The following is a 20308-nucleotide window of genomic DNA, read 5'->3' as shown; positions in this document are numbered from 1 at the left end:
CATAGCCTGCGGCAATTCCCCGAAGACGTCAAATTCACTTCTTGTCATTTTCACGCGGCTGGCGCAGCACTTCGTGGATTTCTGGTTTATCCAGCGGGCCGCTGATGTGGTAGCGCAGCAGCGAGATTTTGTTCCAAATTGGGCAAAGGACTTTGCTGGCAGCAAAGACTGCCGCGCCAATCACCGGATTCACCACAAAGGCCGTCGCCACGCCCACTGAAGCCGAAATCTCGGGGGCAACCACTGCTTCCATCTCAATCTGGCGCTGCACCAGATCCACCTTGCCTTGCATGGCAATATCCGCTTCTAAACCATCAACCAGTAGGTTGTCGGTATGCATGATGCCGTTATCAATCCATGCAGTGCCGTTAATGGAATCAAAGTAGAAGCCTTTACTACTGAAGGTGTCTCTGAAATCGAGTCGTAGCTTACGCAGCAACGCATCAAAGCTCACCAGTCGCAACAACTGCCCGGCTGCGCCGGTATTCACATCGGCAATTTCACCTTTGCCAAAGTGACTTTTGAGCGTGCCGCTCAGTGTACGCTCTGACGGTTTCCACGGCGCCGAACGCCAGTGCAGGTCATAGTCGATATTGAACGGGGCATTACGTAGCGGGGTATTAACGCCAAACCAGTTGGTCGCATCGTTAATATTATTCCCACTCAATGTGCCCTTCAGCGCCGTACGCTGATCGCTTCCCTGGTTGACCCATGTACCGCTGATTTTCAGTTTAGCGTTGCCGGTATCTATTTGACCGTTAGTAAGTGCTAACGTACTGCCCTGCGGGTTGAGATCAGCCTGCATCCGTCCAAATTTTTGCCCCCGTAACCAGCATTCATCACAGGTCACCTGTAATGCTGGCCAGTGGCTGAAATCGATATTCTGCGTAAGGGACGTATCAGCGCTACTGCCCTGTGCCTGATCCCACTGCGGATTGTAATACAGGTAGTTGAGCGCCAGCCGCCACGGAGCAGTAGTGGACGTTTGCAGGGAGCCACGCATTTCCCGCGCCTGTACCGTAACGTTACGATTTCCTGCCGTTCCCTGGGTCAAGGTCGCCTTGACGTCATGCCATTCCTGCCCGCCCAGGGCCACAGAAGGTGACTGCAAGATGAAATCACCCGGCAGCTTCGCCCCGCCAACCTGCGGTTCTCCGCTGCTACTGCTGCCAGCCACCGCCAGTAACTCTGCCCAGGCTTGCCCATCCAGCGCGGGCAAATTCAGCACCATGCCTGAGGTTTTGGGGAGAGCCGGCAACGTTTTCGTGTCATTTTCCCAGATCCCACGCTCAACACGCAGATGCGGGGTCAGCAGCCAGTTACTGTTAAAACGATGCTTGCCAGCCACAATACCGCTCAATGAGAAACGTTGCTGCGATCCGGTCGCGTTTACCGTGAAGGGCAGGCTCTCACCTGCCGTTTTATCTAATGGCGCAGGTAAGCGGCTGCTCACCTGTTTGGCATCACCATTCAGGCTAATGGCATAAGTCGCCTCACCATGATTTGGCAGCGTGATATCGACGTTACTCTGCCACGGCAGTGGCCCAGCAAGCTGGTTGCGAATATTTTCTGGCAGGGTTTTCAGATGCGCCAGCTGCCACTCCCCACCTAACTTAACGTTAATCGCAAAGTGATCGGCCAGCTCCTGAGTGCTGAAGCTGACATTCGTCGGCTGACCAAACCACTGCGCCTGGAGCGTATCACTCTGCAAATTGCCGTTGTCATAACGGAAAGTCCCACTCAGGTTTTGCAGGGTGGTACCAAGAGGAACAATATGCAGACTGTTATTTTTCATGGTCACAGTACCGCGCGCATGCACCAACTCCCCATCCAGTGGGATATCCAGGCTTAAATGGCCCTGCGTATTGCCGCCAATCTGCAGCTGTTGCAGCGCCGCACCCAGGCTGCTCTTCAGAGGCGTTTGCTGGAAGTAGTCGCCAATCTGCTTGCCCTGCCCGCTGAGATCGCCCTCAATCAGCAGCTTCTCTTTGAGATAATCGGGAATTGCGGCCACCAGGTTACGCGCATCCACTTCGCCTAAGCGAGTGTGTTCTGCTTTCATCCACAACCCGTCATTGACGAAGTCGAGGTTGATATCCAGGTTCTGCAAAGCGGGCCAGCCCGGCTGGAAGGCAAAGGTAGACTGACGCAGCGGTACCCAAACCTCAAACATGCCGTCATTGTGTTTGAACGGGAATAGCTGCGGGTTACCAGCGAACAGCAGCGTCGCATCACCCACCTGCCCGCCCTGAATGGCAGTACTGAGGTAATGGGTCAGATCTTTACCCATCAACGGTTCAGGGAAATAGCGCCAGGCGTCTCCGGCATCTGTCACGCGGATCCCAGCCAGAATATCCAGCCGTGGAGCATCTCCGCTGTTTTGCTGATATTTAAAGTCACCGCGCGCATGTAATGAGCGGGCCTGAACATCAAGATCGTGTCCGGCCAGCGTCAAACCCTGATCATCGTGCTGCCAGTTCAGGGTGCCGGTCACCTGGTGGATCTCCAGCGGAGCCTGGAACATTTTGCTGTAAGGGACGAGGGTGTCACCCAGCTGGATCTGCACCTGACCATCATTCACGCTGCCACTCGCCTGGCCATTCAGCCCGGACATTCCCGGCAATAATTCCCACGGCTGCCAGCCTAAATCACGCCACTTTGCCTGAAGGCGGGTTTTTTCCGGCTGATTGAGCGGAATATCCAGCGCCAGCGCATCGATTTTCCCCTGAGGCTGGAGCGCCTGCCAATCCGTCACCAACGTGGGGGCCAATGGCGTAAACAGGGGCAGCAGTGGCGACAAACGCTGAAGATCTAACTGCGTTGCACGCACCCGCACTTCAGCAGGCTGGCCACTGCCTAACCCTTGCTGATCTTCCGGACGCCACAACAGCGAGAAGTTACCGCCTGGCCATGCCACGCCATCGGTGCTGAGGCGCGTTTGTGGCACAGAGACTGCCCAACCATTTTGGAAGCGGGAAAGGTGTGCCGTAAGACCATCAACCTGTAACTGATGGGTTTTATCATCCCCCTGCCAGCTTGCGCCGCCATTACGCAGCAACAGGTCACCCGCGTAGAGATCGCCATCGCGCAATGTTGCCCAGGCTGTCAGGCTAAATTTGGCACTCTCCAGTCGGGTGTTATCCTGCATCCAGCGGCCCAGCCACGGGCGGGCATCTACGTCATCCGCCTGCAGCCAGATACGACCATCGTTCAGCAACCCGTGATTATCGTTGAGATCTAGCCGCACCTGGACCACACCGTGTTGACCGGTGAAGCTGGATAAACTGACTTCGCCTTCTGCACGATGCCGATTTTTTTCATTCAGCCAGGTCAGTTTAGGGATAGCGAGTTCGGCGTGCTGACCGGATGGCGTCAGAAAGCGAATAGTGCTATCGCGGAGGTCAAAGTGGTCAAACTGATTGAGGAACAGATCGTTGATCTGCCCGGGTTTAAAGCTGTTTTTTTGCTGATCGTTGCTCAGCAGCGGGCGAGAAGTTTCAAGATGGAGCTGCCAGAAGGTCAGATCGCGGAACTGCCAGCGCCCGTGCAGCAAAGACTGCCACACATTCAGGGCCAGATTAATACGGCCAACGCTGAGGCGATCGGTTGGGTTGATTTGCACCTGCATCTGGCGGATTTGCAGCGTTGGGCCAAAGTTTTCCCAACTCCCCTCCAGAGAATCTGCGCTGACCGTCACACCCGCTACCTGCGAGATGCGTTTGAGCAACTCGCCGCGGTAGCTATCGACGTGCGGTAGTAACAGGCGTAAGCCGCTGACCAGCAGCGCCACGATGACAATGATGGTGGCGACCAGCAGTAACAAAATCTTCGGCAACTGCCTCACTCACAGCACTCCTTGTCTTTCGCGAAAATCTGCACAAATGCGCGATAGTTCCAGCTATCTGCGCCGCACAAGGGGGATTTTACATCATTACCACGTCAAACTGCTCCTGACTATAAAGCGGTTCTACGTGGACTTTAACCTGTTTGCCAACAAAGATTTCCACCTCCGCTAACGCGTGTGATTCTTCGCCTTTCAGGGTATCACCCACTGCTGGTGAGACATACACCAGGAAGCGATCGGAGTCATAGGCATGATGCACGCGCACAATTTCACGCATGATCTCATAGCAGACGGTTTCCACCGTTTTTAACGTACCGCGCCCTTTACACACCGGGCAGTCAGCACACAGGACGTGTTCAATACTCTCACGCGTGCGTTTGCGCGTCATCTCCACCAATCCCAAAGCGGAGAAACCGTTAATACCAGTTTTCACCCGATCTTTGCTTAAGGCGCTTTCCAGCGAATGCAGCACCCGGCGGCGGTGATCGTCATTGCTCATATCGATGAAGTCGATGATGATGATGCCGCCTAAATTGCGCAGCCGCAGTTGGCGAGCAATCGCCTGCGTTGCCTCAATATTGGTGTTGAAGATGGTTTCATCGAGATTACGGTGGCCCACAAAGGCACCGGTATTGATGTCGATGGTCGTCATCGCTTCGGTTTGATCGATGATCAGATAACCGCCGGACTTCAGCTCAACTTTTCTGTCTAACGATCGTTGGATCTCGTTTTCTACATCAAACAGATCGAAGATGGGCTGCTTGCCGCTGTAAAGCTCCAGCTTCCCGGCCATTTCAGGAATATATTCACCGGTAAACTCCACCAGCAGATCGCAAGTCAGGCGTGAATCCACCCGGATTCGATCCAGCGCGGCACCGGCAAAATCTCGCAGGACGCGTTGCGCCAGCGCCAGCTCACCATACAGCAGACAGCGCGTCTGATTACGTTTTCTACGCTCGATCACTTTGGTCCACAGGCGCTTTAGAAATGCCGCATCCTGTGCAAGCTCTTCGTTACCGATGCTCTCAGCAGCGGTACGGATAATAAATCCGCCCTGCTCATCACAGTAAGCACTGACTACGTTTTTTAAACGGTCGCGCTCTTTTTCGCTCTCAATACGCTGTGAAACGCCCACGTGTGAAGCACCTGGCATGAACACCAGATAGCGCGAGGGCAGCGTGATATCTGTCGTCAGACGAGCACCTTTGGTTCCAAGTGGATCTTTGACCACTTGTACCACCAGATCCTGTCCCTGACGCACCAGCTCAGAAATATCTCGGACGTGGAAATTTTTACGTTCATCACCCGCGACACATTCGGTGTGCGGCATGATGTCAGAAGCGTGGAGGAAAGCGGCTTTATCCAGACCGATATCGACAAAGGCTGCCTGCATCCCAGGCAAAACACGACTTACGCGACCCTTGTAGATGTTACCGACAATGCCACGTCGCGCTTCACGCTCAATATGGATTTCCTGCAGAATACCGCCATCAATATAGGCAACACGGGTTTCAGAGGGTGTTACATTTATCAGTAGTTCAGCCGTCATCTTGTCCCCTTACGGCACGCAGCGACTGAAAATGGCTGTATAACTCCGCAGTTTCAACCAGCGGTAGTCCAACCACTGCGTGGTAGCTTCCATTAATTTTGCGTACAAAGTTACCACCAAACCCCTGAATACCATACGCTCCGGCTTTATCCATTGGCTCGCCGGTCGCAATATAGTCACGGATATCCTGCTCGCTCAACGTACGGAATGTCACTTCCGTCATCACCAGGCAGTCCAGCTGACGCTGGCGATCGGCCAGCGCTACCGCCGTCATGACCTGATGCGTATGGCCAGAGAGCTTATGTAGCATCTCGGCCGCATGCTCGGCATCAACGGGTTTTTCCAGCACTTCACCTTGCAGAACCACAATAGTATCAGCGCCCAGTACCGGTAAATCTTCAGCGGCTAATACGACTCCCGCCTGGGCTTTATCGTTAGCAAGCCGCAGCACATAGTGCTCGGCAGCCTCGCCTGGCAGGCGCTGCTCCTCAACGTCCGTCACCAGACGTTCGAATTGTAAACCAAGCTGAGTTAACAACTCACGGCGACGTGGCGAACCAGAAGCAAGATAGAGGGATACCATTCTATGTCCTTTACTGCACAGCAAACTGACGACGGATTTTTCTCATCAGTAAGAATAGCCAAGGCCAGAGCAGGCCGTCGACCAGGCTGCCCCAGAAAATCTCTGGGCGGAATGAGACGTTAATCACCAGGAATTCGGCCCAGAAGACAATCACATCCACGGCCAGTGACAACACCATTACCATGAGAGCCTGTTGCCACAGGGCCAGATTGCGAAATAGTTGGAATTTAAAGGCGACCAGATAAGCAATAATGCTAAGTGCCAGCGCACGCACACCGAGGGTTGATCCAGCAATTAAATCAACCACAGCACCCAGCACAAAGCCTGTGCCGACATTGACACGATGTGGCAATGCTAACACCCAATAAACCAGGATCAGCAGAACCCAGGAAGGCCGGAACATGAAAAGCTGTTCCGGCCACGGCATAATTTGCAGGACGAGGGCAACCAAAAATGACAGCCAGATAACCCAACGACCCTGGCTGCGATATCGACTCAAGGCTGCCCTCCAGGCATACGGGAACGACTACCTGCTGGCGCAGGTGGCCCCATTTGTTCGCCGGACTGCGCACTGGCAGGCGCTGGTGGTCCCATCTCACCTGCTGGCGGAAGCACCTGAGGCATCATCTGCATCAGTCGTTCATTCGCCACACGATGAACCTCTTCAGGTGACATCGGCTTATCACCATTCTGATCGCTACCCCACAATAACAGCAGGTAACGCAGACGCTGGAGATCGGCCGTTGGACGCGCCTGAATGACCGTGTAGGCACGCTGAGTATCCACTTTAACGGAAGACACCACACCCACTGGATAGCCTTCCGGGAAGCGACCACCCAGACCCGAAGTGACCAGCACATCGCCAACGCGAATATCGGTGTTCCCAGGCAGATGCTCAAGTTGCAGATCTTCTGAGCAGCCGTTACCCGCCGCAATCACGCGGATATCGTTACGTAATACCTGAATCGGTAACGCGTGGGACGCATCGCAAATCAACAGCACACGACTCGTGACCTGCCCGACAGAAACCACCTGTCCGACAACGCCTTTATCGCTGATTACTGGTTGGCCTTCGAACACACCGTTGATGCTGCCTTTATCAATCACCACCTGATCGCTGTAAGGATCGGTACTGGTGGAGATCACCTGGGTCACCATCTTATGCTCGTCCTGACGTAACGGTGAGCCGAGCAGCTCCCTCAGGCGCGCATTTTCCTGCTTATATTGCCCCAGCAGTAGCAGGTCGCTGTTTTTGAGAAACAGCTCGCGCCGTAAGGCTTTATTTTCCAGTTCAAGCTGCTGACGTGATGCCAGCGTGTCGGAGATGCCGTCCAGCAACTGGCGCGGCCCGTTGGCAAGGAAATAGAACGGGCTTACCGACGTGTCCAGATAATTGCGAATCTGAGTAAATGAACTCACGCGACTGTCGACGACAATAATGGCAATAGCCACGATAACTGCCAGGCACAGACGCAATTGCAGGGATGGCCCCCTGCTAAAAATCGGCTTCATAAAATCTGCGTAATCCTCGACAACAGGTAAGGAAGCACGGATTTACCCCCGTACTTCCCAGGGCCGGACGCATCACGCCGTCGCACAAAGCGGCAGCAACGAAGCGATTCCCTGCGCAATGTGATCGCGGTCTCAGCCGATTGAGGCAATTATTCTTCGCTGAACAAATCGCCGCCATGCATGTCGATCATTTCCAACGCTTTACCACCACCACGCGCTACGCAGGTCAGCGGATCTTCAGCAACCACAACCGGGATGCCGGTCTCTTCCATCAGCAGGCGATCCAGGTTACGCAGCAATGCGCCACCACCGGTCAATACCATACCGCGCTCAGAGATATCTGACGCCAGCTCAGGTGGGCACTGCTCCAGGGCAACCATCACCGCACTTACGATGCCAGTCAGTGGTTCCTGCAGCGCCTCAAGAATTTCGTTGGAGTTCAGCGTGAAGCCACGTGGCACACCTTCTGCCAGGTTACGACCACGCACTTCGATCTCGTGGACTTCGTCGCCCGGATACGCTGAACCAATCCCATGCTTAATACGTTCTGCCGTTGCTTCACCAATCAGTGAACCGTAGTTACGGCGAACATAGTTAATAATAGCTTCATCGAAGCGATCACCACCAATGCGCACAGACGAGGAGTAAACCACGCCGTTCAGGGAGATCACGGCCACTTCAGTGGTACCACCACCAATATCGACAACCATTGAACCGGTTGCTTCAGAGACTGGCAGGCCCGCACCGATTGCAGCAGCCATTGGCTCTTCGATCAGGAAAACTTCACGTGCGCCTGCACCCTGTGCAGATTCACGAATGGCACGGCGCTCAACCTGAGTAGCGCCCACCGGAACGCACACCAGCACACGTGGGCTAGGGCGCATAAAGCTGTTGCTGTGTACTTGCTTAATGAAGTGCTGCAGCATTTTTTCGGTCACGAAGAAATCGGCGATAACACCGTCTTTCATCGGACGAATAGCGGCGATATTCCCCGGAGTACGGCCCAGCATCTGTTTGGCATCATGGCCTACAGCGGCAACGCTTTTCGGAGAACCGGCACGATCCTGACGGATGGCCACAACGGACGGCTCGTTCAGCACGATGCCCTGTCCTTTTACATAAATCAGGGTATTGGCGGTACCCAAGTCAATGGACAAGTCATTGGAAAACATGCCACGAAATTTTTTAAACATACTAAAGGATAATCCTGCAAGCTGGGGGCGGAAAATAAAATCCGCCTACTTTACCAACCACGCGAAGCCGCTACAAGGCGCAAAATCACTCCGTCTCGGGGAGAGAAATCCCTCCGATGAGCTCTTATCGGTAGTGCTAACGCAGCGAATATGGCGGCAAGGGGCGTAATAGCCCGGTTATTTACAGTAAACGGAAGCAAAGCTCCCCTGCGCGGACATAAAATCTAACATTTAAGCTGAAAAATTTGCCTGAGTATCGCGGGAAAAGCGGGGGATTGCCAGCAGAAAACCGCGATTCCATGACGCCAAACTAAACCCGATAACGTTGGGTGTATTTCTTCACATTACTGTTAACCGGTAATGACGGGGCAAAAAGATCCCCCTGCCCGCCAGTAATGCCTAGTGTCATCAATGTTTGCCACTCATCACGGGTGCGCACACCTGACGCAAAGAGCTGCGTTCCGGTGGATTTACACACTTCCAGCAAGCTCTGAACAAACAGCTGATTTTCCATACGACGATCGATATTTCTTACCAGCCCGGCATCCAGTTTGATCAACTCAATGGGAAGCTGACGAATATAGGCGCTGCTGACCACCGTCAGACCAGCTTGATTAACCGCAATACGACACCCGAAAGCACGCAATGCACGGAACACCGGCGTTAACCGGTTGATGTGTTGACACACATCCGACTCAGCAAGTTCAAATAAAAATCGTCGCCGCTGGCCTTTGGTGCATTGCAGTAACAAAGACTGCAACCACAGCACAAATGGCCGTTGGAGCAGGGATTCTATCGTAACTGGCAGGGAAATATTCTCCTCCGGCCACATCTCCGAAAGTGCTGCAATTCGCTGTACCAGTTGACGATCCCAAGGCTCAGCCATACCTAGCTGAAGCACCAGCGGCATATATTCTGCGGCCAGCACTTCTTTATCGCCATCGAAAATACGTGACAAGATCGTACGGTGATGGACTGTGCCATCCTGCATTACCGCTGGCTTTTGATACAGACGCGGCCCACCACGACTCAGGGTATTTTCCAGCAACGTGCGCCAGCGTACGCTGCCTCGTCCCGGATCGCGCGGATTGCCATCACCATTCGCCCAGTTGTTACCGCCCAGCAGCGCAGCACGACGGGTAGCGACTTCAACCCCTTCCATCACCTGCGCCACGGACTGCCCACTGCGCCAGGCGCTGATGCCGATGTGAATCAGGTCATCACGATCGATCATTCTCATTGGGGGGAGTGAATCCACGGCGTTAATCACCTGGTCCGCAATGCCGCTGGCCTCTTTCATACTGCGATGGGGCAGCAATACGCTAAAGTCATTGCGGATATAACGGGCAAGTAACGCCCCTGGGTAACGCAAAATGAAGGTGGATAACATGTTGACCAGATCAAACATATATTCATCCACCAGCGCACTGCCCAATACCTCATTTAACGTTTCGAGATCCGGCAGGCGGATCATCATCACAACGCCATGGGTGCCGACATCTTCCTGATCTTCCAGCAGCGTGGCGAGCTGATTATCAAAGAACAGACGGTTATTCAGCCCTGTGCGGCTATCCTGGGCTGCGAATGTGCGGATTAAGGTGTCAAAACGCAGACGCTGCTCGCTGGCCTCCTGTAGATCAGCCAGCAGGAGATCTAATGCCTGGCTCGCCTGAGGTGGCCACTCTTCAATACCTGGCTGCCGCGCAATCACCCTCTTCCCTTCGATAACATCGCGCGATCGGGTTTCCAGCGCCTCCATGCCACTCCACTGACGCCTTAACCAGTGATGAGTAATGAACAGCATTAGCAACATAAAGAGCACGATCACAGTAAAGGCGCTCAAGGTGTAAACACCAGAGAGTGAACGAAGCCAGGTGCGTGCGGGATCCAACACCATCACATGCAATTTCATGTCCGGCTGATGCACCAGAGTGACATCAAACTGAATGAACTGGTTGGATTCATCATTCAGTACGGGATTTTGCTGTGGGGTGAACTGGTAAATGGTGTTGGCGTGGCTGGTGAGCGTTAATCGCTCGGCAGTAATGACGCGCATAACATGTTCAAGCCAGGGGCTGAGCTGCTCTGGTGATTGTGTGATCAGTGCGGTATCGATTTCAGCCGCGAGGATATTTACGCGATCCTGTACCCGCTCGTGGCTGATCCATAAAAAACTGAACAGGCTGCCCGCCAGCATTAAGACCATTGCCAGCAGGATCAATCCGGTGATAAACGCCGAAAGTTTTGTAGTTAATCGCATCCCTGTGCCTGCTACGCTTATAGTGACTTCGTGTGTCATACGCTCGCGCCATTATAACGCCGTCCGGCGATAACAGAACGATTACCTTGTATTTTCGGCCCATTCCCAATCGCCCGCCAGGACAAGGAAATAGCCGCTTTTATCCTTAAAATTCGCCTAAAGCCTCTCGTTTTACCCTGTTTAGTCGTTGAGCTTGTCGGAGAAAAGATATGAAAGACAATAAAAAACTGACCGAAAATGATGTTACACCCGAAACTATCTTCAATATGCAACGCCGCGAAGTCCTGAAAAAGTTGGGACTGAGTGCCGCTGCACTTAGCATCCCCGGACTGGCTCAGGCTGACCTCTTAAGCTGGTTCAAGGGCAACGATCGACCGGCTGCGCCAGCAGGCCGGGCACTGCAATTTAGCGAACCGGCACAATATCAGGCCAAACTCACTTTAACACCAGCAGATAAAGTCTCCGGCTATAACAATTTTTACGAATTTGGTCTTGATAAGGCCGATCCTGCGGCCAATGCCGGTAGCCTGAAAACCTCGCCGTGGCAGGTAGAAATTGGCGGTGAGGTGGCAAAACCGATCACCCTGGATATGGATGATATTTTTAAACGCTTTGCGATGGAACAGCGAATTTATCGCATGCGCTGCGTGGAAGCCTGGTCAATGGTGATTCCCTGGGTTGGCTTCGAGCTGAGTAAATTGCTTAACCTGGCCGAACCCACCAGTCATGCACGCTTCGTCGCTTTTCAGACCGTCTATGCGCCAGACCAGATGCCGGGCCAGAAAGACAGATTCATCGGTGGTGGCCTGAATTATCCCTACGTAGAAGGTCTGCGTCTGGATGAAGCTATGCATCCTTTAACGCTCATCAGTACCGGCGTTTATGGTAAAGCACTGCCCCCACAGAATGGCGCCCCATTACGCCTCACGGTGCCATGGAAATATGGCTTTAAAGGCATTAAATCCATCGTGAAAATCACGTTAACGCGCGATCAGCCCCCTACAACCTGGAATCAGGGTGCGCCTGATGAATATGGCTTCTATGCCAACGTTAATCCACATGTCGACCATCCGCGTTGGTCGCAGGCTACCGAACGCTTTATTGGTTCTGGTGGCTTACTCAATGTGCAGCGCCAGCCAACTTTGCTTTTTAACGGTTACGCAGAACAGGTCGCCTCTCTGTATCACGGGTTAGATCTGCGGGAGAATTTCTAGTGCGTCTGACACTCAAGCAGGTTAACTGGCTAAAAGTCATTTTCCATTTAGCGGCATTTTTGCCGCTTATCTGGCTCATTTATGCCATCAATAGCGGTGGACTCAGTGCCGACCCGGCTAAAGACATTCAGCATTTTACCGGCAGAATGGCACTGAAATTACTGCTGGCCACGTTATTAGTGACGCCGTTAACGCGTTACCTGAAGCAGCCACTGTTAATTCGCACTCGCCGCATGCTGGGTTTATGGTGCTTTTTCTGGGCCAGCGTCCATCTGCTGAGCTACTACTTGCTGGAGTTAGGTTATGATCACCTAAACTTGCTGGGAAAAGAGCTGATCTCGCGGCCTTATCTGACCCTGGGGATTATTAGCTGGACGGTTTTGCTGTTGTTAGCCCTGACTTCACTGCAATACGCCCAGCGTAAGCTCGGCAGACGTTGGCAAATTCTGCATAACTTCATCTATCTGGTGGCGATCCTCGCCCCGATTCATTATCTGTGGTCGGTCAAGATTTTGTCGCCTCAACCCCTGATATATGCGGCTTTGGCCCTGATTTTACTCGGACTTCGTTACAAGAAGTTGCGTAAATGGTGGCCATAAATATGCCTTCAGGGTTGTCTTCACCCTCAATTTTCTGTTAAAAGGTGAACCCACAGAGTCATCCCGAATTAACTTCGCAGATAAATCCAGTATTTTGCAGCGAATTGTCACGATACGGATATAATGCCGAACTTTAGTGCAGACCGGGCCTGGTTTTTGGCCCATTCGGGATGACAAACAGGAGTTTGCGCGGTATTTTACGCGATGCCTTGATGATTGCGGGAGATGGCAGCAAGATGGCACATAATTTTCACATTCTGCTTTTGAACGGCCCCAACCTGAACCTGTTGGGAACACGTGAGCCCGAGAAGTATGGGCACACCACTTTGCCGCAGATCGTCGCCGATTTGACGCAGCAGGCTGACCAACTTGGTGTGAAATTAAGCCATCTGCAATCTAATGCGGAACATCTATTGATTGACCGTATTCATGAAGCCAAAGGCAATGTGGATTACATCGTGATCAATCCCGCAGCCTTCACGCACACCAGCGTTGCACTGCGCGATGCCCTGTTAGGCGTGAGCATCCCCTTTATCGAAGTGCATCTGACTAACGTGCACGCCCGCGAGCCTTTCCGTCATCACTCCTATCTTTCTGATGTCTCCGCTGGCGTCATCTGTGGACTGGGTGTCGATGGTTACTCCTGGGCTTTACAAACAGCGGTAAAACGCTTGTCTCAATTCAATTAACAAGAGTACGGAACCACACTCATGGATATTCGTAAAATCAAGAAGCTGATCGAACTGGTAGAAGAATCTGGCATCGCTGAGCTGGAAATCTCCGAAGGCGAAGAGTCTGTTCGTATCAGCCGTGCACCGGTTAATGTCGGTTATCCTGTGATGCAGCAGGCGTTTGCTGCTCCAGTACCACAGCCTGTTGCTGCGCCAGTAGCGGCACCTGCTGCTGTTGAAGCTGCACCTGCTGCAGCTGAAGTGAGCGGCCATCTGGTTCGTTCACCAATGGTTGGTACCTTCTACCGCACCCCAAGCCCGGATGCAAAAGCGTTCGTGGAAGTGGGCCAGCGCGTAAATGTGGGTGATACCCTGTGCATCGTTGAAGCGATGAAAATGATGAACCAGATCGAAGCGGATAAAGCGGGCGTCGTGAAAGCGATCCTGGTTGAAAGTGGACAACCGGTTGAATTTGACGAGCCACTGGTCGTCATCGAATAACGAGGCGAACCATGCTGGATAAAATTGTCATTGCTAACCGCGGTGAGATCGCTCTGCGTATCCTCCGCGCGTGTAAAGAGTTAGGCATCAAGACTGTTGCGGTTCACTCAACTGCTGACCGTGACCTGAAGCATGTGCTGTTAGCAGACGAAACCGTCTGCATCGGCCCGGCCCAGTCGGTTAAAAGCTACCTCAACATTCCAGCCCTGATCTCCGCAGCCGAGATCACCGGTGCTGTTGCTATCCACCCAGGGTACGGCTTCCTGTCTGAAAATGCGGACTTCGCAGAGCAGGTTGAAAACTCTGGCTTTATCTTCATCGGCCCACGCGCTGAAACCATTCGCCTGATGGGTGATAAAGTTTCGGCGATCACCGCGATGAAAAAAGCCGGTGTTCCTACCGTTCCGGGTTCAGACGGCTCACTGACTGAAGACATGGAAAAAAACCGTGCGTTTGCAAAACGCATTGGCTATCCGGTCATCATCAAAGCGTCTGGCGGCGGCGGTGGTCGTGGTATGCGTGTTGTGCGCAGCGACAAAGACCTGGAACAATCCATCAACATGACGAAAGCGGAAGCCAAAGCGGCTTTCAACAACGACATGGTGTACATGGAGAAATACCTTGAGAACCCACGTCACATCGAAATTCAGGTGATGGCGGACGGTCAGGGTAACGCTATCTATCTGGCAGAACGTGACTGCTCTATGCAGCGTCGTCACCAGAAAGTCGTTGAAGAAGCACCAGCACCTGGCATCACGCCAGAGCTGCGTCGCTACATCGGCGAGCGTTGTGCCAAAGCCTGTATCGATATCAACTATCGCGGCGCGGGTACTTTCGAATTCCTGTATGAAAACGGAGAGTTCTACTTCATTGAAATGAACACCCGTATTCAGGTTGAGCATCCGGTAACCGAGATGATCACAGGCGTAGACCTGATCAAAGAGCAGCTGCGTATTGCTGCCGGTCTGCCACTGTCGATCAAACAGGAAGATGTGATCATTCGCGGCCATGCGGTTGAGTGCCGTATCAATGCGGAAGATCCGAATACCTTCCTGCCAAGCCCAGGCAAAATCACGCGCTTCCATGCGCCAGGTGGTTTTGGTGTGCGTTGGGAGTCTCATATCTACGCCGGCTACAGCGTGCCGCCGTACTATGACTCAATGATCGGTAAACTGATCACTTACGGCGAAAACCGTGATGTGGCCATTTCTCGCATGAAAAATGCGCTGGCAGAACTGATCATCGATGGGATCAAAACCAACGTTGATCTGCAAGTGAAAATCATGACGGACGAAAACTTCCAGCAGGGTGGTACTAACATCCACTATCTGGAGAAAAAACTCGGTCTGCACGAGAAGTAAGTTTGCATTTTGCTGTGTACAGAGGCCGGATAATCCGGCCTTTTTCTTTTGTTTTTCGCCTGGATTGCATTGATGGACGCCCGTTTTCCACAAGCACACAAAGAGGCCCGCTGGTCGTTATATCTTACTCTCGGCTGGTTAGCCGTCTGGGGCTTAAGTGCCTGGTTAGGCGGTAGTGAAATCGGTATTACCGGTTTGCCGCACTGGTTTGAACTCTCCTGCATATTTGCCCCGTTATTATTTATTTTTCTCTGCTGGCTGATGGTGCGCTACGTATTCCGAGAGATGTCACTGGAGGATGAAGATGTCTCATGAAATCATTTTGCCGCTTATCGGCTATTTGCTGCTGATCGCTGCACTTTCCGTTTTTGCGGTGCGTAAACAGCGCCAGGGTAACTTCCTGACTGAATACTTCCTTGGCAGTCGGTCCATGGGTGGCTTTGTGCTAGCCATGACCATCACCGCAACCTATATCAGCGCTAGCTCCTTCATTGGCGGGCCGGGTGCGGCGTATAAATATGGCCTTGGCTGGGTTCTGCTGGCGATGGTGCAAGTCCCCGCTGTCTGGCTGTCTCTGGGTGTCTTAGGGAAAAAATTTGCCATTCTGGCACGCCGCTACAACGCCGTGACGCTCAACGATATGCTGTATGGACGTTATCGCAGCCCGTTATTGATCTGGCTCTCCAGCATTAGCTTGCTGGTGGCATTTATTGGCGCAATGACCGTGCAGTTCATTGGCGGCGCACGACTACTGGAGACCGCAGCCGGCATTCCGTATGACACCGGATTGCTGATTTTCGGCGGTACCATTGCGATCTACACCGCTTTTGGCGGGTTCCGTGCCAGTGTCCTGAATGATGCGATGCAAGGTATGGTGATGCTAATCGGAACTTTTCTGCTGCTGTTTGCGGTTATTCACTCTGCCGGGGGGCTGGAAAGTGCAGTGGCTAAACTGCAAGCCATTGATCCACAGCTCGTTGAGCCAGAAGGCGTGGGTAATGTCATCACCCCAACGTTTCTCAGCTCCTTCGCGGTACTGGTGTGCCTTGGTGTTATTGGGTTACCACACACGGCGGTGCGTTGCATCTCTTACAAAGACAGCAAAGCGATGCACCGTGGCATTATTCTTGGCACCATTGTGGTGGTCGTGCTGATGTTTGGCATGCACCTGGCAGGCGCGCTTGGCCGGGCGATCCTCCCCGATCTGCAGGTTCCCGATCAGGTGATCCCAACGTTGATGATCAAAGTATTGCCGCCTCTGGCCGCTGGGATCTTTCTCGCCGCGCCCATGGCCGCGATTATGTCGACCATCAATGCGCAATTGCTACAGTCTTCCGCTACGCTAATCAAAGATCTCTATTTACGTGTTGCGCCGCATCAGGCGGAGAACGAGCGTCACCTGCGTCGGCTTTCAGGGGCGATTACCCTGGTTCTGGGTATACTGCTGCTGATTGCTGCCTGGCACCCGCCACAAATGATTATCTGGCTCAATTTGCTGGCCTTCGGCGGGCTTGAAGCGGTCTTTCTCTGGCCACTGGTGCTAGGCCTCTATTGGGAGCGAGCCAACGCAACCGGTGCAATTAGCGCGATGATTATCGGCGCAGGATGTTATACCCTGCTCGCCAGCCTGAATCTGGAGCTCTGGGGCTTCCACCCGATTGTTCCTTCACTGTTACTGAGCCTGCTGGCCTTCCTGACAGGTAACCTGTTTGGCGATGCGCCGCACAGCGCCACTACTGAATTAAAGAGATAAGCTATGCCATGGATTCAAATCAAAATTAACAGCTCTGGAACACACGCTGAAACGCTGAGTGATGCGTTAATGGATGTTGGCGCTGTGTCGGTCACGTTCCAGGACACCAACGATACGCCCGTTTATGAGCCTTTACCGGGTGAAACCCTGCTGTGGGGCGATACCGATGTTATCGGACTATTTGATGCTGAAACGGAACTGAATGATGTGGTGGCTGAGCTGTCCCAGCATCCGCTGTTGGGCGCTAATTTCCGCCATAAGATCGAGCAAATTGAAGACAAAGACTGGGAACGTGAATGGATGGATAACTTCCACCCAATGCGTTTTGGCGAGCGTCTGTGGATCTGCCCAAGCTGGCGTGATATTCCCGACCCAGAGGCCGTTAACGTCATGCTAGACCCAGGACTCGCCTTCGGCACGGGAACTCACCCAACAACCTCACTTTGCCTTACCTGGCTCGATGGCCTCGATTTGGCAGGTAAAACCGTTATCGATTTTGGTTGTGGTTCCGGCATCCTGGCGATTGCGGCATTGAAGCTCGGCGCAGTAAAAGCAATCGGCATCGATATCGATCCACAGGCTATTGAAGCCAGCCGAGCGAATGCAGAGCGTAACGGTGTTTCTGAGCGCCTGGAGCTCTATTTACCTCATCAGCAACCTGAGAACTTGCAGGCGGATGTGGTGGTCGCAAACATCCTGGCTGGCCCACTTCGTGAGCTCGCTCCATTGATTAGCGTACTGCCAGCTTCGGGTGGTCATCTTGGCCTTTCAGGCGTACTGGAAAGCCAGGCTGAGGGTGTATGTGAAGCTTATACCTCGCTGTTCACGCTGGACCCGGTCGCCGTTAAAGAAGAGTGGTGCCGCATTACAGGCATCAAAAACTGATGACTGTGTGCCCTGCATAATTGTGGTGTAGGGCACATTTTTTTATTAATTGATGATTACCGTTTTTATCACGATTAAATTCAGCGAAAAACCATAATTCAGCCAGTAAAATCCGCACCTTGTGTCGTTAATTCCCTAATGTGACGATTTTTATGTTGAGATTTTGTGCTATATTCGCAAAAAATTTTTGCTCACAATTTCATCATTAATTGCTAACTCAATGATAAACAATAACTTTTAATGTATTGACACTCCCAATCTGCTAATTCCTTGTTTTTTCATTGCGTATTGTTCAAAGTTTGGCCTTTCATCTTCGTGAAAAAATGCGTAATATACGCCGCCTTGCAGACATAGTATGGCTACTCTGAACTTCATGCGTATTGGAAATCTCCAGCTAAGAAATCGGCTGATTGCGGCGCCTATGGCGGGCATTACCGACCGACCTTTCAGAACCTTGTGTCATGAAATGGGTGCAGGTATGGCGGTTTCTGAGATGTTGTCGTCTAACCCGGAAGTTTGGGCAAGCGATAAATCTCGTTTACGCATGGTACACAGTGATGAGCCAGGGATTCGCGCCGTGCAGATTGCCGGTTGTGATCCCCACGACATGGCGCAGGCAGCACGTATTAATGTTGAGGCTGGTGCACAAGTCATCGATATCAATATGGGTTGCCCGGCTAAAAAGGTGAATCGGAAAATGGCAGGCTCCGCCTTGCTGCAATACCCCGACGTAGTGGAATCGATTCTCTCCGCCGTGGTAAATGCCGTTGAGGTGCCAGTTACGCTAAAAATTCGCACCGGTTGGGATCCTGATAACAGGAACTGTGTCGAGATTGCCCAATTGGCTGAACGCTGTGGCATTCAAGCCCTGACGATACATGGACGCACACGCGCCTGTTTGTTCAACGGGGAAGCTGAATACGACAGCATTCGGACAGTTAAGCAGAGTGTTTCCATACCGATCATTGCGAATGGAGACATAACTGACCCGCACAAAGCCAGAGCAGTACTCGACTATACGGGGGCTGATGCCCTGATGATAGGCCGTGCTGCTCAGGGAAGACCGTGGATCTTCCGGGAAATCCAGCATTATCTGGACACTGGGGAGCTGCTTGCCCCGCTGCCTTTGGCAGAGGTAAAGCGCTTGCTTGTTTCGCATATACGTGAGCTGCACGACTTTTATGGTCCAGGCAAGGGATACCGTATTGCGCGCAAACACGTCTCCTGGTATTTGCAGGAGCACGCCCCGAATGACCAGTTTCGGCGCACATTCAACGCCATAGAGGATGCCAGCGAACAGCTGGAGGCGTTGGAGGCATACTTCGAAAATCTTGCGTAAACGAAATAAAGAGCTGAAAGAACTATGTTCGAACAACGCGTAAATTCTGACGTACTGACCGTTTCTACCGTTAACTCACAGGATCAGGTGACGCAAAAGCCTCTGCGTGATTCGGTTAAACAGGCACTGAAGAACTATTTTGCTCAACTGAACGGTCAGGATGTTAGCGACCTGTATGAGCTGGTATTGGCTGAAGTCGAGCAGCCACTGTTGGACATGGTCATGCAGTATACCCGTGGCAACCAGACCCGTGCAGCACTGATGATGGGTATCAACCGTGGTACCCTGCGTAAGAAACTGAAAAAATATGGCATGAACTGATTTTTAATCAGTTCGGTCATTTGTAGAAAAGGTGCCAGCCCTCGGGTCTGGCACCTTTTTTATGTACGGTATTTATCTTTATTCTCATACGATTACGCGCAAAATCGTCGCCGTAATTGCCCGCCAGACACACCTTCTCTCAATCTTACCCTATGGCCATTACAAACAGCCCTTCTATGACGGTTTATCCCAATCAGCTTTAGTATCAAGCATGCCTTTATCATGGCTGTAAGAGCTGCATCTTATTTAAAGGCCACCATTGGATGGCTCAAGCAGACTTCGTGGTGATTGCTGTTGTTCAGCCGCGTTGCCGTGTACGCGCATGATATCCACAGAGCCGATCGTATAGGGATCTTTTGAGTGCTGATAATGAAGGTATTAATGTTGCGTCTGGCACCTTATTCAAGGGCTATGCAGACAGCGCAGACCCCTGAATGAAAGTGGCTGGTAGTCTGTGTAAATCGGTATTTTTGCCGCTGCATAACTGGCTGATATCGAAATATTTCGCGTTGCAGAGGGATAAAAACTCGCTTTTAGCTGCTTAAGGCCAGCTGTCACACAGCTACGCTTAATGAACTCAGCGAGAGATTTCCAGGCAGAGGATAAATCAGGAGAGCGTTGTTTTAACGGCTATGGCCCTGTTTGATAATGCCCTCAAATGCAAAAAGCCCCTGTCTTTCGACAGGGGCTTCTCACTAATTTAATGCCTGGCAGTTCCCTACT

Annotated in this window: 17 protein-coding genes; 10 read left to right on the top strand and 7 right to left on the bottom strand. The window is 52.4% G+C overall.

Features of this window, described 5'->3' with window-relative positions:
• Window positions 1–34 precede the first annotated feature (34 nt).
• The 7 genes from yhdP to csrD form a co-directional block, all read right to left on the bottom strand.
• On the bottom strand, window positions 35–3844 hold the full coding sequence (gene yhdP, locus B880_RS0101235) for an AsmA2 domain-containing protein YhdP (protein ID WP_017345565.1): 3810 nt from the start codon (window positions 3842–3844) through the stop codon (window positions 35–37).
• Window positions 3845–3923: 79 nt separating this feature from the next.
• Window positions 3924–5393, bottom strand: coding sequence for a ribonuclease G (gene rng, locus B880_RS0101230; protein ID WP_017345564.1), 1470 nt, complete (start codon window positions 5391–5393; stop codon window positions 3924–3926).
• Window positions 5383–5976: a Maf family protein gene (locus tag B880_RS0101225; RefSeq protein WP_017345563.1), complete on the bottom strand. Its 594-nt coding sequence runs from the start codon at window positions 5974–5976 to the stop codon at window positions 5383–5385. Before B880_RS0101225 ends, rng begins: the two co-directional genes overlap by 11 nt.
• A gap of 10 nt (window positions 5977–5986) precedes the next feature.
• Window positions 5987–6475: a rod shape-determining protein MreD gene (gene mreD, locus B880_RS0101220; protein WP_017345562.1), complete on the bottom strand. Its 489-nt coding sequence runs from the start codon at window positions 6473–6475 to the stop codon at window positions 5987–5989.
• Entirely contained in the window at window positions 6472–7488 is a 1017-nt protein-coding gene (mreC, locus tag B880_RS0101215; protein ID WP_017345561.1) for a rod shape-determining protein MreC, read from the bottom strand. Before mreC ends, mreD begins: the two co-directional genes overlap by 4 nt.
• A gap of 149 nt (window positions 7489–7637) precedes the next feature.
• Window positions 7638–8681 (bottom strand): rod shape-determining protein MreB, encoded by a 1044-nt coding sequence (mreB, locus tag B880_RS0101210; protein WP_007891976.1) that lies wholly within the window; start codon window positions 8679–8681, stop codon window positions 7638–7640.
• 310 nt (window positions 8682–8991) lie between these two features.
• Entirely contained in the window at window positions 8992–10941 is a 1950-nt protein-coding gene (csrD, locus tag B880_RS0101205) for an RNase E specificity factor CsrD (protein WP_017345560.1), read from the bottom strand.
• Window positions 10942–11150: 209 nt separating this feature from the next.
• Here csrD and msrP point away from each other — a divergent pair, with 209 nt between their 5' ends.
• From msrP to fis, 10 genes are all read left to right on the top strand, one after another.
• Window positions 11151–12155, top strand: a complete 1005-nt coding sequence (gene msrP, locus B880_RS0101200) for a protein-methionine-sulfoxide reductase catalytic subunit MsrP (protein WP_017345559.1) — start codon at window positions 11151–11153, stop codon at window positions 12153–12155.
• The gene (gene msrQ, locus B880_RS0101195) at window positions 12155–12754 is read left to right on the top strand and encodes a protein-methionine-sulfoxide reductase heme-binding subunit MsrQ (protein WP_017345558.1); all 600 of its coding nucleotides are present in this window, start codon (window positions 12155–12157) and stop codon (window positions 12752–12754) included. The genes msrP and msrQ overlap by 1 nt, the downstream gene beginning before the upstream one ends.
• Before the next feature lie 236 nt (window positions 12755–12990).
• Window positions 12991–13443, top strand: a complete 453-nt coding sequence (gene aroQ / locus B880_RS0101190; RefSeq protein WP_026042353.1) for a type II 3-dehydroquinate dehydratase — start codon at window positions 12991–12993, stop codon at window positions 13441–13443.
• A 21-nt stretch (window positions 13444–13464) separates the two neighbouring features.
• Window positions 13465–13926, top strand: a complete 462-nt coding sequence (accB, locus tag B880_RS0101185) for an acetyl-CoA carboxylase biotin carboxyl carrier protein (RefSeq protein ID WP_017345556.1) — start codon at window positions 13465–13467, stop codon at window positions 13924–13926.
• Window positions 13927–13937: 11 nt separating this feature from the next.
• Entirely contained in the window at window positions 13938–15287 is a 1350-nt protein-coding gene (accC, locus tag B880_RS0101180) for an acetyl-CoA carboxylase biotin carboxylase subunit (protein WP_017345555.1), read from the top strand.
• A gap of 72 nt (window positions 15288–15359) precedes the next feature.
• Complete coding sequence (locus B880_RS0101175; RefSeq protein ID WP_017345554.1) at window positions 15360–15602, top strand: YhdT family protein; 243 nt, start codon at window positions 15360–15362, stop codon at window positions 15600–15602.
• Entirely contained in the window at window positions 15592–17040 is a 1449-nt protein-coding gene (panF, locus tag B880_RS0101170) for a sodium/pantothenate symporter (protein ID WP_017345553.1), read from the top strand. The genes B880_RS0101175 and panF overlap by 11 nt, the downstream gene beginning before the upstream one ends.
• A 3-nt stretch (window positions 17041–17043) precedes the next feature.
• On the top strand, window positions 17044–17925 hold the full coding sequence (prmA, locus tag B880_RS0101165; RefSeq protein ID WP_017345552.1) for a 50S ribosomal protein L11 methyltransferase: 882 nt from the start codon (window positions 17044–17046) through the stop codon (window positions 17923–17925).
• 373 nt (window positions 17926–18298) lie between these two features.
• Entirely contained in the window at window positions 18299–19264 is a 966-nt protein-coding gene (dusB, locus tag B880_RS0101160; RefSeq protein WP_026042352.1) for a tRNA dihydrouridine synthase DusB, read from the top strand.
• 24 nt (window positions 19265–19288) lie between these two features.
• Complete coding sequence (gene fis / locus B880_RS0101155; protein WP_003855228.1) at window positions 19289–19585, top strand: DNA-binding transcriptional regulator Fis; 297 nt, start codon at window positions 19289–19291, stop codon at window positions 19583–19585.
• Window positions 19586–20308: the final 723 nt, after the last annotated feature.

This window comes from Pantoea sp. A4 (assembly GCF_000295955.2).
GTDB lineage: Bacteria > Pseudomonadota > Gammaproteobacteria > Enterobacterales > Enterobacteriaceae > Pantoea > Pantoea multigeneris.
The sequence above is the reverse complement of the archived record's forward strand: the minus strand, read 5'-3'. Positions and strand labels throughout refer to the sequence as shown.